Origin of the sequence: Burkholderia sp. SJZ089 (assembly GCF_007828315.1) — a bacterium.
GTDB classification, from domain to species: Bacteria; Pseudomonadota; Gammaproteobacteria; order Burkholderiales; family Burkholderiaceae; genus Burkholderia; species Burkholderia gladioli.
On record NZ_VIUM01000003.1, the window covers coordinates 336,359 to 350,593 of the forward strand.

General features: G+C 66.3%; 13 protein-coding genes and 1 pseudogene. 7 read left to right on the forward strand and 7 right to left on the reverse strand.

The annotated features are described in order from the left end of the window. The first annotated feature begins 440 nt into the window (after window positions 1-440). The 6 genes from FB600_RS07350 to FB600_RS07375 all read left to right on the forward strand — a co-directional run bounded on the left by FB600_RS07350 (window position 441) and on the right by FB600_RS07375 (window position 8,871). Entirely contained in the window at window positions 441-1,799 is a 1,359-nt protein-coding gene (locus FB600_RS07350; RefSeq protein ID WP_145756452.1) for a TldD/PmbA family protein, read from the forward strand. 12 nt (window positions 1,800-1,811) lie between these two features. Then, on the forward strand, window positions 1,812-3,287 hold the full coding sequence (tldD, locus tag FB600_RS07355) for a metalloprotease TldD (protein WP_145756453.1): 1,476 nt from the start codon (window positions 1,812-1,814) through the stop codon (window positions 3,285-3,287). Window positions 3,288-3,309: 22 nt separating this feature from the next. Continuing rightward, on the forward strand, window positions 3,310-3,756 hold the full coding sequence (locus FB600_RS07360) for a Fis family transcriptional regulator (RefSeq protein ID WP_105851564.1): 447 nt from the start codon (window positions 3,310-3,312) through the stop codon (window positions 3,754-3,756). Between the two features lie 22 nt (window positions 3,757-3,778). After that, window positions 3,779-4,786, forward strand: coding sequence for a DUF2891 domain-containing protein (locus FB600_RS07365; RefSeq protein WP_186467852.1), 1,008 nt, complete (start codon window positions 3,779-3,781; stop codon window positions 4,784-4,786). Between the two features lie 259 nt (window positions 4,787-5,045). Then, complete coding sequence (locus FB600_RS07370; protein ID WP_145756455.1) at window positions 5,046-6,746, forward strand: methyl-accepting chemotaxis protein; 1,701 nt, start codon at window positions 5,046-5,048, stop codon at window positions 6,744-6,746. A gap of 190 nt (window positions 6,747-6,936) precedes the next feature. Beyond that, window positions 6,937-8,871, forward strand: coding sequence for an amidohydrolase (locus FB600_RS07375; RefSeq protein WP_098151551.1), 1,935 nt, complete (start codon window positions 6,937-6,939; stop codon window positions 8,869-8,871). A 2-nt stretch (window positions 8,872-8,873) separates the two neighbouring features. Here the strand turns inward: FB600_RS07375 and FB600_RS07380 are convergent, their stop codons facing one another. The 3 genes from FB600_RS07380 to FB600_RS07390 are packed head-to-tail and all read right to left on the reverse strand — an operon-like array spanning window position 8,874 to window position 10,076. After that, window positions 8,874-9,308 carry a YeeE/YedE family protein gene (locus FB600_RS07380; RefSeq protein WP_096752338.1) on the reverse strand — a complete coding sequence of 145 codons (435 nt, stop codon included), beginning with the start codon at window positions 9,306-9,308 and terminating at the stop codon, window positions 8,874-8,876. 1 nt (window position 9,309) lies between these two features. Further along, the gene (locus tag FB600_RS07385) at window positions 9,310-9,744 is read right to left on the reverse strand and encodes a YeeE/YedE family protein (protein WP_098151552.1); all 435 of its coding nucleotides are present in this window, start codon (window positions 9,742-9,744) and stop codon (window positions 9,310-9,312) included. Continuing rightward, entirely contained in the window at window positions 9,741-10,076 is a 336-nt protein-coding gene (locus FB600_RS07390) for an ArsR/SmtB family transcription factor (protein ID WP_145756456.1), read from the reverse strand. Before FB600_RS07390 ends, FB600_RS07385 begins: the two co-directional genes overlap by 4 nt. Before the next feature lie 172 nt (window positions 10,077-10,248). On the opposite strand from FB600_RS07390, the pseudogene FB600_RS37655 reads away from it, so the two are divergent. Next, a pseudogene (locus FB600_RS37655) lies at window positions 10,249-10,730 on the forward strand (transposase); the annotation flags it as partial. Between the two features lie 227 nt (window positions 10,731-10,957). Here the strand turns inward: FB600_RS37655 and FB600_RS07400 are convergent. Genes FB600_RS07400 through sctQ form a run of 4 tightly spaced genes read right to left on the reverse strand, consistent with a single transcriptional unit; the run spans window position 10,958 to window position 14,226 of the window. Continuing rightward, the gene (locus FB600_RS07400) at window positions 10,958-11,842 is read right to left on the reverse strand and encodes a hypothetical protein (RefSeq protein ID WP_145756458.1); all 885 of its coding nucleotides are present in this window, start codon (window positions 11,840-11,842) and stop codon (window positions 10,958-10,960) included. Between the two features lie 16 nt (window positions 11,843-11,858). After that, window positions 11,859-12,122 (reverse strand): type III secretion system export apparatus subunit SctS, encoded by a 264-nt coding sequence (gene sctS / locus FB600_RS07405; protein ID WP_013689080.1) that lies wholly within the window; start codon window positions 12,120-12,122, stop codon window positions 11,859-11,861. Between the two features lie 12 nt (window positions 12,123-12,134). Then, entirely contained in the window at window positions 12,135-12,785 is a 651-nt protein-coding gene (gene sctR, locus FB600_RS07410; protein ID WP_013689081.1) for a type III secretion system export apparatus subunit SctR, read from the reverse strand. Further along, window positions 12,769-14,226, reverse strand: a complete 1,458-nt coding sequence (sctQ, locus tag FB600_RS07415) for a type III secretion system cytoplasmic ring protein SctQ (protein WP_145756459.1) — start codon at window positions 14,224-14,226, stop codon at window positions 12,769-12,771. Before sctQ ends, sctR begins: the two co-directional genes overlap by 17 nt. Between the last annotated feature and the right edge of the window lie 9 nt (window positions 14,227-14,235).

Below are 14,235 nucleotides of genomic sequence, written 5' to 3' on the forward strand. Positions count from 1 at the left end.
GAAGGACGTGGCGGGTGAGCTCGACGAAGGCAACGCCGCCAGGGCAGCGGCCATGCTGGAGGCCGCCTCGTCTTCCCTGGCCAGGAATCCGGACGTGTTGAAGGACTTCGTGTTTGCCGTTGCCAGTTTCGTCTGGAAGAGCCTGCAGGCCAGGTGCAACTGGAGGCCGGCGGACGATTCCCGCTTCATGAAGCTCGCGGATGGGATTTACAAGCATGCGCTCGAAACCGGCGTCGAGCCGCCGAGAGGCGGCGCGATGTCGAAGCGGATCGCGGAGATCGATCCCCAACTGGTGGAGCGGTTCCTGTCCCATTACGAAGAAGGCCATCGTGCCTCGGGCGAGCGGGGGCGTGCATTCGGCGACCTGCTGCTTCAACTCACCAGGCAGATCGCCTGAGGCATGCAATGACACGATGCCGCGTGGCGGAGGAGGCAGGCTGATGCAGTCGAGCAGTACGCAGTTGCAAAACGTCGCCGCCGAGCTGGAAAGTTCGGCCGAGCGCGTGATCGAGTTCGCGCGGCTGGCGGGCGCCGAGGGAACGCGTGTGGAGATGGAGGCCGCCGAATCGCGCATCGTTACCGTGACGAACCGGGTGCAGACGGAACGCGGTTTCAGCGGCACCCTGGAAATGACGGTGACGGTTCTTCGCGACGGGAAACGTGCCTTCGCGAAATCGTCCGACCTGTCGGACGAGGGGCTGAGGAAGATCGTTCGCGCGGCAATCGACAGTACCGCCGCGACCGAGCCCGATCCCGCGGGCGGCTTCGCCGATCCCGGCGAGTTGGCCAGGGCCTTTCCCGATCTCGATCTCCATCATCCGCTGGACTGGTCGCTCGACGAGATCGGCGCCCATGCACAACGCGCCGAGGATGCGGCGCTGGCGCATGACCCTTCGATCAAGGCGTCCAAGGGCGCGACGGTGCGAACGGTGTCGGGCATGTCCTTGCTGGCGACATCCATGGGCTTCGTCGCGACGGCGCCGTGGTCGGTCCATTCGATCGCATGTGCCCCGGTCGCGTTCGGCGCCGGCGAGAAGCAGATCGGTGTCTGGAGCCATGCGAGTCGCGCATTCGACGATCTCGCGACGCCGGAGGAGGTCGGGACGCTGGCCGCCAGGCGGGCAACCGAGGCGCTTGGCGCGACCCAGGTTCCCACCCAGCAATGCCCGGTTCTTTTCGAGCCCTCGGCGGCGCTGGGACTGCTTTCCGAGCTGGTGTCCGCAGCTTCGGGGGAGGCGCTCTACCGGAGCGGGTCGTTCCTGAAGGATGCCATCGATTCGTCCTTGTTTCCGGCGCATGTCGAGCTCGCCGAGGATCCGTTCGTCGAACGCGGCATGGCCAGCCGATACTTCGACAGCGACGGCATTCCGGGCTGGCGCCGCAAGGTGGTGGAAGAGGGGCGCCTGCGCGGGTTTTTCCTCGGGCTTTACGCGGCGCGCCGCTTGAACTTGCCGCCCACCGGAAACGGCCATGGACCGCACAACCTCGTGTTGAGCAGCACGCGGACCCGGCCCGGCGACGACTTCGCCGCGATGCTGGGCAAGCTGCATCGCGGGCTGCTGGTCACGGAAATGGTGGGGGGCGGCGTGAACCGCTTGACGGGGGACTTCTCCCGTGGCGCCAAGGGGTTCTGGGTCGAAAACGGCGAGATCCGGTTCCCGGTGGGCGGCATCACGATAGCGTCGAACCTGCGGCGGATGTTCGGCGGACTACAGGCGATCGGCAGCGATGCGATGACGAGGGGATGGGCGAGCTCGGGGTCCTGGCTGATCGATGCAATGCGGATTGGGGGAGCTTGAGGCATGAGTGACATGAAGCAGTGGCAGGTATTGCGACCCGCCCACGAGGAGATCCGCACGCTGGCGCGGCACACCCTGCTGGAGCGGCATGGTGTCGACGAGGCGGCGCTGTTTTCGGCGATGGGCGTCGCCCTCGGCCGGCGATGGGATCATGCCGATATCTTCCTCAAGGAAACCAGCGCGGAATCGTGGTCGCTGGAAGGCGGGGCGGTGCGCGCGAGTTCGTATCGTTGCGATACGGGCTTCGGGCTGCGTGTATTGAAGGGGGAACAAGCGACGCTGGCGAGTTCGCAACGCATCGACACGATGGCGCTGCGGCATGTCGCCTCCCAGCTTCGCGAAACCGGAAGCGGCAACGCGCGGGACGGCTCGACGACGCTGCAGGGCAGGCCGGTCGCATCGGCACGCTCGTTCTACGACCCGGCCCATCCGCTGGGGACTATGGCCGGCGCGGACAAGATCGTGCTCCTGAAGAAGCTCGACGAGATCGCCCGTGCCGCCGATCCGCGCGTGATCGAGGTGCACGCCGTGCTGAGCGCCGTGCACGAAACGGTCTGGATCGCGCGATGCGACGGCCTGAGTTCCGGCGACGTGCGCCCGCTGCTGGCCTTGTGGATCAATGTGCGCGTGAGGTCGGGCGCGCGCGTGGAGAGCGCGAGCGGGGGCATCGGCGGGCGCCATGGTATCCATACCTGGACGGATGACGAACTCCGCGCCTTCGTGCTGGAACGCGTGACGGCCGCCCTTACCAAGCTGCAGGCACGGCCGGCGCCTGCCGGGAACATGACGGTGGTGGTCGGCCCGGGCTGGAACGGCGTGCTGTTGCACGAGGCGGTGGGCCATGGACTGGAAGCCGACGGCGTGCGCCGCGGCACCTCCGCCTTCGCGGGACGCCTCGGAGAAAAGGTTGCCGCCGACAATGTGACCATCGTCGACGACGGAACCCTCCAGGGCGCCCGGGGCTCGCTGAATATCGACGACGAAGGCTGCGCGACGCGGCGCACGACCCTGATCGAGAACGGCGTGCTGCGCGCGTACATGCAGGATGCGCTGAGCGCGCGCCTGATGGGCATGGAGCCGACCGGAAACGGCCGCCGCGAGGGCTACGCCTCGCCGCCCATGCCGCGCATGACGAATACCTTCATGCTGAACGGTGACCACGAACCGCAGGAAATCATCGAGTCGGTGCGCAACGGCATTTACGTCGCGGGTCTCGAGGGCGGCCAGGTGGACATCACGAGCGGGCAGTTCGTGTTCGAGGCATCGGAGGCCTACCTGATCGAAAACGGCAGGATCACCGCGCCGATCAAGGGCGCGACGATTACCGGCCACGGCCCCGACACGATCCGCAAGATCAGCCTGGTCGGCAACGATCTGGCCTGCGATCCCGGCAGGGCGTCGTGCAGCAAGGCGGGGCAGTCGATCCCGGTGGGCGTCGGTCAGCCGACCCTGAGGGTGGATGAAATGACCGTCGGCGGCACCGCGTAGTCATGGCCGTCGAGATCGTGCCTTGCCGGTGGAATGGAAAGTGAATAAATGGGCTCGTCGTCTCAGCCAGTCCAGCCGCAGCCAGCGTGAGGCGAAAACGGAACTGCTGCCCTTGCCGAGGCCGATACGCGACGCCTTGTCGTTGGAGTATCACCTTCAGCTCGAGGCGCTGCACGCCGGCGTGGGCTCGCTGATCGCGCTCCAGGTGCTGATGAGGACGGTGATTGCCACGGGCATCCTGTGCGAATTCGGGTACGGGGATATCGAGGACGCGTCGTACAAGGATCTGGAAAAGATCGCCAACCACGCGTTTTCCTCCGGCCGGCAAGGGCATTTCCATTTCGATGGCGATGCATTCCGCCTTTTCGCCAAGGTGCTCACGACGCATGACTCGCAGCTGGAGGTCGTTCCCGTGAGGGTGATCGACGAAGTCGCGAAGCGTCTGGAGCGGTATGGCAGGGCTGCCTGATCTTATTGAAACCCTCCTCTCTATGTCTTCGATTTTGACGCGCGAGCTTGCCGACCAATTCGCCGGCCTGGCACTGGGCCATGTCACGCGCGAATACCCCTGCAGTCCTGGCCATGTGATGTCCGGACCGCAGGACATCGGCGCGCCGCGGCAGCTTCATCCGGTGTTCTTCGGCAGCTTCGACTGGCATTCGTGCGTGCATGGCTATTGGCTGCTTGCCAGCCTGCTGCGCCGGTTTCCCGACCTCGAGGCCGCGGCCGGGATTCGTGCCTTGTTCGACGCTTCGTTGACGCCGCAGAAGGTCGAGCGGGAGTGCGAGTATTTCGGGAACCCGCTGAGCGGGAATTTCGAAAGGCCGTATGGCTGGGCATGGTTGCTCAAGCTCTTCGCCGAGCTGCACGCTCACCACGACCTGCGCTGGGCCCAGGCGCTATCGCCGCTGGCGACGATGATACGGGAGCGATTCCAGCGATTTCTTCCCAAGGCGACCTACCCGATTCGGGCCGGGACACATCACAACACGGCGTTCGCCGTGCGCCTCGCGCTCGATTACGCCGACACCGTCGGCGACCTCGTCTTCAGGACGCAACTGGCCGAGGCGGCGACGCGGTGGTATGCCGATGACGAGGCTTGTCCGGCCTGGGGGGAGCCGAGCCTCGACGAATTCCTTTCCCCGTGCCTGATGGAGGCCGAATGCATGCGGCGCGCCCTGGGCGCTCGCGAGTTCGCCGTCTGGTTCGACAAGTTCCTGCCGCGCCTGGCCGCGAGCCAACCATCGTGCCTGTTCGTCCCCGCCGTCGTGAGCGACCACGCGGATGGCCGCATCACGCATCTCAATGGGCTGAACCTGAGCCGGGCCTGGTGCTTTCGCTCGCTCGCGAACTCGCTGCCCGCCGAGGACAGCAGGGCAAGCGCGATGCAGGACGCCGCGGGCCGCCACGGGGCCGCGGCGTTGCTGCATGTCGGCGGCAACTACATGGCGGAGCACTGGCTCGCGACGTACGCGGCGTTGGCGCTCGGCGTCGATTGAGTGGCCGGCGTGTGACGGCAAGCTACCCGCTTCGCCCCTCATCATGACCACTGCCGGCCGATCGGTCTGCCGGGGTGCCGCCATTCCTCTGCTGATTGACACGAAGACCCACGGCTCATCCGCCTTCGAATGGCAGTGGACGAAGGTTTTTGCGCGAAGGAAAATTCCGAGGTGATCGGATTGCAAATTCCCCTTCAGCCGGGCAGTTACGAGCCGTAAACAAAAAGTAAGAAATATCTAACGACGCTCGGGAGCCGCAATGAAAAACATGAAAGTATCCAGCCGCCTGATCATCGGATTCGGTTTGTTGACGATCCTGCTGCTGGCCATCGCGGCGGGCGCGTTCTACGGGCTCGGACAGCTCAACAGCCAGCTCGACAGCATTGCGCGCGTGAACAACACCGAAGCCCGGTTTGCCAACCAGCTTCGCGCATCGATCCAGGATCGTGCGATCGCGGTGCGGAACCTCGCCTTGGTGACCGACCCGCAGGATATGGCGCGGGAGGCGGATCGCATCACGCAACAGGAGCGGATCTATGCGGATGCCTACCAGCAGTTGTCGCGCATGTTTACCGATGAGGCCGGAACGACCGAGCGCGAGAAGACCTTGCTGGCCGCTCTCAAGCAGGATGAAGCGGCGGCCATACCGCCCTTCAGGAAATCGGTCCAGCTCGCCCTGAACAATGATGCGGCGGCCGCGGCCCGGGAACTCCTGCAGAATGCCCGGCCTGCGCAGCGCATATGGCTCGCGCGCGCGGTGGAGCTGGCGAATTTCGAGGATCAACTCAACGAGCAGGCGCAGCGGGAGGCGGTCGCGACCTACTCGAACGTCCGCGCCTTGATCGCGGTGATCGCCGGCAGCGCGCTGCTCGTCGCGGTCGGCACGACCATCCTCATCGCGCGCAGTATCCTGCGGCAACTGGGAGGCGAGCCGTCGATGGCGCAATATGCGGCGGCCCAGATCGCCGACGGCAACCTGATGATCGATCTGCCGGTGACGCGCGGTGATTCATCCAGCTTGATGGCATCGCTGGAGACGATGCGCGCCAAGCTTGCCTCGATCGTCCAGGGCATCAAGACATCGGCGGAGTCCATTTCCATCGCCGCCGGGGAAGTGGCGCAGGGGAACGTCGATCTTTCGCAGCGCACCGAGGAGCAGGCCGCCTCGCTCGAGGAAACGGCCGCGAGCATGGAGGAGCTCACCTCGACGGTCAAACAGAATACGGACAATGCCCGCCAGGGAAGCACCCTGGCCGCCGCGGCTTCGCAGACCGCTTCCTCGGGCGGCGAGGTGGTCAGGCAAGTGGTCGGCACGATGGCGGATATCACGTCCAGCTCGCAGAAGGTATCCGAGATCATTTCCGTGATCGAGGGCATCGCGTTTCAGACCAACATCCTGGCGCTCAACGCGGCCGTCGAAGCGGCGCGGGCAGGCGAGCAGGGTCGCGGCTTCGCGGTGGTCGCCGGCGAGGTACGGACCCTGGCGCAACGCAGCGCGGTGGCGGCCAAGGAGATCAAGGCGCTCATCGAGACCTCGGTATCTCATGTGGCGGCGGGTTCGCAACTGGTGTCGAGCGCCGGCGCGACGATGGACGAGATCGTCCGCTCGGTGAGGCGCGTCACGGACATCATGGGCGAGATCGCGTCCGCCTCGGCCGAGCAAGGCACGGGGATCGAGCAGGTCAACGTTGCCGTCACGCAGATGGACGAGGTGACCCAGCAGAATGCCGCGCTGGTCGAGCAGGCCACGGCAGCCGCCCAGTCGATGGCGGACCAGGCGGAAAGCCTGCGGGCCGCCGTATCCATATTCAAGGTCGAGTCGCGGTCCCAGGCGGCTGCCGCTGCCACGCCGGTGCGAGCCACGGCGGACAGGGCGGACAGGGCGGCGCAACGCAGGGAAGCGGCGAGGCCGGCGCGGGAGCCGGTGAAGGCCGAGGGCGCTGATTGGGCGACGTTCTGAGCCGCCGCTCACCCGGCCTTGCCGGGGTGACGGCGCAGGCATGAGCGCAGCGGGCATGCCAGACCGAATCCGCCTCGGCGCGTCGGCGCCAATCCTCTGAACTTTTCGACGGACCTGCCGTTAATTGATGGGTGGAAAGCCGGTGCCCGGCTTTCCGTCCACGATGACACCTCCAGCACGGGAGCGATCCATGTCCGAGAACGCGCAGTTTGGTTGCGCATGCTGCAGTCCCCACCTGATGTTGTCGGCCGCCGGTCCCGAGGGCACCTGGCAGGACGATCTGCTCGAAGCGATCAAGCACTTGCCCCAGCCCCAGCCGCCTGAATCCGTGCTGTTCCATGGTGGCCACATCTATCCGAACCCCCATGACACCGGCCTGTGCGTCGAGGCGATCGGCATCGCCGATCACCGCGTGGTGATCACGGGCACGCTGGCCGAGGTGCGCGCTGCCATGGCGGCGCGGGGCGTCCCGTTTCGTGAACAGCAGCTCGATGCGGAGCAGACGCTGCTGCCGGGGCTGATCGAGCCGCATGCGCACATGGTGCCGAGTGCCTTGATGACCACCTGGCTCGACCTGTCTGCCTTCGACGAGCAGTATCTGAACTACGGCTATGGCATCGCGAGCATCAAGGAGAAACTCAAGACGGCGATCATCAAGGCCGTACATGCCGCGACGGACCCCACCAGGCCGGTATGGGTATGCGGCTACGGCATCGACCCGTCCTTGATGACGGTCTGGACCGATATCAACAAGACCGTGCTCGACGGGATCGTCGCCGATGCCATCGGCCACGATGTCAGCGGCAAGCCGCCGGTGGCCGTGTTCCTGCTCAACGCGTCCGGGCACATCGGTTACGCCAGCCTTGTCGCGCTTGAGCTGGCCAAGCTGCTCGACAGCCATCCCGACGGCGTGCTGACCGAACTGCAGATCAGCGTCGTGACGGCGATCGTGCCGCAGCCGTCGCTGACCACGCTGATCGGCGGCCTGCGCAAGGTGATGGAGGATGCGAACGCGCGCGGTATCACCACGCTGTTCGATGCGGGGCTCGGCATGACGATGGGGCCGCTCGAGGTGCTCGTGATGCGTGCGCTGGCCACCACCTCGTGGATGACGGTGCGCGTCGGCGCGGCCTTGTTCGGCAACGGCGACAATCTCGCCCTGTGGCTGGCGACCTATCGCCCCGAGCTGAGCAGCGCGCCGGAGGTGCTGTTCTCGCTGCGCGCGATCAAGCTGGTGGCCGACGGCTCGAACCAGGGCCTCACGGGGCTGCAGAGCGTGGATTATCAATGCTGCGAAGCGCACCAGGTGCCTGGCGTCGGCCGTCGCGGGCTGTTCAACTTCGATCCCGCCCTGCGCCTGGCGGCGGTCATGCAGCAGATCGCGCGGTTCGGCTGGCCGATGATGACACACGCCAACGGCGACGCCGCGATCGCCAACGTGCTCGCGGCGTACCGGCTCGCCTTGAACGTGGTGCCGCCGCCCGGCGAGTCGCCGCAGCCGAAACCCGTCGACGTGCCGCCTGCCTCGCGCCATCGAATCGAACATGCATCCTTGTTGACCGACGAGTCGATCGACGCCATGAAGGAGCTCGATGTGTCGCCGAGCTTCCTGATCGGCCATGCCGGCTACTGGGGGAAGGCGTTCAGCGAGACGATCCTCGGCAAGGACCGCGCGCAGATGCTGGATCGCTGCCGCTCGGCGGCCGACGCCGGCCTGCGAATCAGCCTGCACAGCGACCATTTCGTCACGCCGCTCGGCCCCCTGCGCAACATGGAGCAGGCAATCGGCCGCTGGATGGAGGGATATTGGAAAGACAAGACGGCGCATCCTGGCCGCTCCGATCCGGTGTTGAACAAGGGCGAGCGGCTGAACACGGATCAGGCGCTGCGCGCCATCACGATCGACGCCGCCTGGCAATGCAATCTCGACAAGCAGGTCGGCTCGCTGGAGGCCGGCAAGCAGGCCGACCTGGTGATTCTCGCCGGCAATCCGCTGACGGCGCCGATCGGCGCGAGGTTGCGCGACATCGATGTGCTCGAGACCTGGGTGAGCGGCCGCAAGGTGTTCCACGGCCCGGTGCTGCGTGCGCAGGGTGAGGCTGGGGCGGGGTGCGCGGCGGCGTGAGCTCAGGATGACGGTGGGCGGCGTATGGCGCGCCGCTCGGCCAGAGCGAAAATCTTCATGCCGACGAGCATGGCGATGACGAACAGCATCGCCTCGGTCTGGCCGCTGCCTGCACTCACGAGGGCGGGGCCCGGGCAGAAGCCGGCCAGGCCCCAGCCCGCGCCGAACACGGCGCTGCCGGCGAGCAGGCGGCGGTCGATGTGCCTCGTGCTCGGCAACGAGATGGGCGCGTTGAACAGGCTTCGCCCGTGCCTGCGAGCTATCGCGAAGCCGATACTGCCAACCGCGATCGCGCCGCCCATGACGAACGCCAGTGATGGGTCCCAGTTGCCGGCGATATCGAGAAAGCCGAGGACCTTCGCCGGATTGGCCATGCCTGAGATGATCAGTCCCGTGGCGAAAATCAGCCCCGCGACAAAGGCGTTGAGAATCAGCATGTCAAAGCCCCAGCAGATGACGTGTCAGGAAAACGGTAAAAAAGCCTGCCGCCATGAACGACAGGGTGGCCGCAAGCGAGCGAACCGAGCCGCGGGAGAGGCCGCATACGCCGTGGCCACTGGTACAGCCGGAGGCATAGCGGGTGCCGATGCCGACCAGCAGGCCGGCCGCGACGAGCACAAGCGGCGATGACACGGGCGTGGTGGCGGGAAGTTGCGTGAAAAGCCGGAAGATCCAGGGCGCAACCAGAAGCCCCAGCACGAATGCGGCGCGCCAGGCGCGATCGCCGGATGCGGTGTCCAGCAGGCCGCCAAGAATTCCGCTGATGCCGGCGATCCGGCCGTTTCCGAGTACGAGCAGCGTTGCGGCCAGGCCGATCAGCAAACCGCCGGCGAGCGAGGGCAGCGGCGTGAAGTGTGCGAGGTCGATGCTCATTGCACGCGTCCTTTGACTTTGCCGCAATAGAGAGTCGACAAAGTCTGCATGATGCTCAGCACCTCGGTGCTCGCGAGGCTGTAGTACATGTACTTTCCCTCGCGCCGCGTACTGACGAGGCCTTCTTCACGCAGCACGCCGAGATGCTGCGAAAGGCTTGGCTGATGAAGACCGACCGCGGCTTCCAGTTCCCCGACGTTCTGCTCGCCTTCGATCAGTTGGCATAGCAGCAGCAGGCGGTCTTCCTGCGCCATGGCTTTCAGGAGCGCGCAGCATTTCGTGGCTGACTGCCGAAGCGAGTCGAGCGCGGCGGGAGTCAAAGGGGTGGTCATCGTTCGGCATCCTTTGGAGCGAGGAGGTGGCTCGTCAACATTATATGAAAATATATATTGTTTGCAAGATATCGAGGATTCCATCCGACGATTGGCTCAAACCTCTTTCGGGTCCGCCACAAAGTCGTAGTAAAGATGTGGCCGCGCAAATTCGGACAATCGGGTAAGTGGAATACGCGGGGCCAGAGCCAGCGACAACGCGGGCAAAGGAACCGAAAAGAGGACGAAGGGAACCCGCCGGACGCACTCAGCGGCGTTCAAGGCGAAAGTGGCCCTGGCGGCGGTCAGGTGCGAGCGCACGCTGGCCGAACTGGCACGGCGGTTCGATGTGCATCCGAACCGGATCACGGAAGGGAAGCGGCAACTGCAGGAGCGTGCAGCCGATGTGTTCGGTGCGGCAGGCATGCGTTCGAGCGAGCCGCCGGTAGACCTGAAGGCTCTGCACGCGAAGATAGGTCAGTTGACGCTGGGAAATGATTTTTTTGTCCGGAGCGCTTGGCAAGCCCGAGGCGGATCAGTTGCTGATGCGGCGAATCGACGAACTGCACATGGCGTTTCCGTTCGCCGGGGCGCGGACGCAGGTATCGCCTGATGCGCCGGGAGGGCCGTGAAGTCGGTCGCGGACATGTGCGCACGTTGATGCCGCGCATGGGTGGAAACGGCCCCACTCGAGCCTGGCGGATCGGACGCCGGATGAGGCATCCTTCGCGACGCCGCCAGCGACCAATCGGCAGCATGGTCGCTCCGGACGTTCCCCTTCAAAACCTCGGAACACTGTCCGAACGAGTGAGGCCACCTCTTCGATCTAAATGAACGAGGCGCCGGCGCCAGATGGAGCATCGACTCCCAGCGACGGCGCCCCTCAAGCGCGCTCCAGCCAATTACTTCTTCTCGTCTCCGCCCGAAGCCTGCTTTTTCGACCGAGCCACGATCCCCGCACCAACGCTCTGCTGAATGGCCCCGCCACGTTCCCGCCGAGCCTTCCCGGCCTTATACGAAGCCCTGAGCATGGCCAACGGCAGGATATGGTGAAACGACTCACTGCCCATCCCTTTCCCGGCATGCTGAGCCAACTCCTTCAACGCCGAAATCCCGCCCGCGCCGACCGACCCGATCTTCATCTCGATCTGCAGCAGATTGACGATCAACGCACTCAACCGAGCATTCCAAGGCCCGGCCTCGCTATTCCCCGCCGTTTCGAACAACTGCCGAATCGACTCATGCCAGGCGTTGCGAACGGCTTCCGCGCGCTGCATTTCATGCCCGGTCTCGAACTTCGCCGCAATCGCATCCAGATGGCTCATGGGCGCCGCCTGCGCCGAGGCCGGCCGCGCGCCGCCGCTCGCCTGAGCGTCAGCGCCACCGTTGCCGCCCGCCGCCTCGATCTGCGTATCGTCCTGCTGTTCCTGCTCTCTTCCACGGCCGCCGCCACCGCCCCGGCCACCGTTCAGCGCATCCATGTCGTTGTTCCTGACGTCGCCGCCACCCTCGTCATCGCCGCCCGCGCCCCGAGCCGAATTCCGCCGCGCGCGTTCATTCGCTCGCCGCTTGTTGCGCTGCAGGCTCGCGAACTTCCTCGAACCCTGGTTGTTGTTCTGCGCCTGGTTGGTATTGGTGAACAAGGTGCCGTTATAGGTGGTCGCCCGCTGCGCCTGCCTGACCCCTTCCTTGGCCGACGCATTCTGTTGCGCATCCCCCGCGCGACGCAGCTGATCCGCCGCCGCCGTGGTCTGCGAGCGAATGGTGGGAGTTCGATTCAAAGCCATGAAACACGTCTCCCGATCAAAGCGGCACGGCCGTGCGCATCATCTGGTTAGCAAAATGCAGCACCGCCGCACAACAAACCGGCGCCGCCACGATGATGGTGATCGTTACCGCGATCAGCTTGATCACCTGCGGCAAGGTCTGGTCCTGCAGCGACGTGATCGCCTGCACGAACGACACGCCCAGCCCAACCACGGCCGCCACGATCACCGGCGGCAGCGAAACCGTGAGACACAGCAGCATGCCCTGCGTGGTAAACCGGATCAGCGAATCGACATCCATGTCCGAGACTCCTTACTTGTAGGTCATCACGAGACCGTGGATCAGCGTCGACCAGCCGTCCATCACCACGAACAGCAGCAGCTTGAACGGAATCGCGACGTTGGTCGGCGTGACCTGGTTCAAGCCCAGCGCGAGCAGCACGTTGGCGATGATCAGGTCGACCACGATGAAGGCGATATACAGCAGGAAGCCGATCTTGAACGCATCGGTCAGCTCGGAGAGCGTGAACGAGGGCGCCAGCACGATCAGGTCGTTCTCGCTCAACTGCTGCGCCTGCTCCTTGGGCCAGACCACCGCCGCCGAGCGCAGGAAGAAACGCTTCTCCCGCTCCGCCGTGTGCTTCACGAGAAACGCGCGGAACGGCTCCTTCGCCGCGCCGAACGCCTGTATCAAGGCCTGCGACGGCTGCGAGGCGAGTTGCTGCCCCTCCAGCGCCTTCGAGGCCTGCATCCCGATCGGCGCCATCACGTAGATCGACACCAGGATCGCGATGCCGTTCAGCACCATGTTGGGCGGCACCTGCTGCACGCCCAGCGCATTGCGCAGCAGCCCCAGCACCACCACGATCTTCGCGTAGGAGGTGACCACCATCGCCACGAAGGGCAGCAGGCTGATCGCGATGACGACCAGCAGCAGCCCGGTAATGTCACTGAATTGAACCATGCCGATGCGCCATGCGAATGATGCGGACCCCGAGATGCTCGCCCACCGTCACGAGCTCGCCGAAACCAACCGTCTGGCCGTGTACCACCAGGCGCAGCTGCGCGTCGGCGGCGGGCACCGGCAGCTCGACGACGTAACCCGGCCCGAGCGCGGAAAGCTGGTCGAGCGGCAGCGCGACGGTATCGATCTCGAACTGCACGGGCAGCTCGATGGCGCCGACCACGATCGGTTCGTCGGGGCGATCCGTCGCCAGGCCGATATCGGCGCGTGTCGAATCGAGTTCGTCGGACATGTACCACTCCTGAGTAAGGGTAAGCGACCGGCCGTCGAGCGCCGCGCCGGCATGCACGCGCGCGTGGCCGCGGGCGCCCCAGGCGGCCACCACGCGCGGCGCGGCGCCATCGGGCGCGGCGCCTTGCAGCGCGGCGGCGTCGAAGGTCGGGAACAGGCAGCGCAGCAGCACGTCTCCGGGTTCGAGCGCGGCGAGCGTGTCGACCGCGTAGCTTCGCGTGCCGACGATCGCGCTGCCCGGTAGGGTCAGCGCGGGGAACGCCGTGCGCCAGGGCTCGCTCGCCGTGCGCGCGATCAGCGCGTCGAGGGTCGCGAGCACGGCGGTGCCGAGGGCCACGGTGCAATCGATGCGGGTGTCGCCGAAGGCGACCGACAGCGCCACGGGCGGCACGTCGAAACGCGCGTCGGCCCGTGGGTCGTGCCGAGCATCGGGGCGCGGCTCGCGCCGCGCGTCGGCCACGCAGTCGGCCAGCGGCCGGCGCGTCACCGAGACGATGCGCGGCGCGTCGAAACCGAGCTGGGCCAGCGCGCCGGCCAGCGGATCGAGCAGCACGCCGGCCACGGCCTGGCGCAGCGCCAGCTCGGCACCGCCAGGCGCGAGCATGGCCGGCGCACCCAGCGCGCCAGTCGGAACGGGGGAGGCCGTGCGATCGGGCCAGGCGACGATCGCCAGCGCCGGATGCGCATCGAGATCGAGTTCGACGAACACCGGCCGCGGCGCGCCGCCGGGCGCGGCCACCGACAACTCGATCACGGCCGGATCGCGCGCGCCGCTGCGCGCGGGCAAGCCGGCCAGCGGCTCGGCGCGCAGCAGCGTGGCGCCGGTGGCGGCCTGCACGGCGGGGCCGAGGCGCGTGTCGTGCACGGTCTGCGAGAGGCGCGCGAGGCTGGTGTCGATGCGGCGCGGCACGACGCGCGCGATAGGCGCGCTCGCAGGCACGGCATCGGTGCCGGCGCCGCCATCGACGCCAGCATCCTGACCGGTGCTAACCGGCGCCTCGCCGCCGGGTTGCTGTTGCCGCAACCGCGAAGCCTCGGCCTGCGCCCCCGCCCTCTCGAACGCGTCAGGCACGGGCGCGGCCGCCGCGCGAGCGGAAGGATCGCTCGCGTCGTCGTCGCTGTCCGTCGCGCTGAGAAGGATGTCGGCCATGCGGGGGAA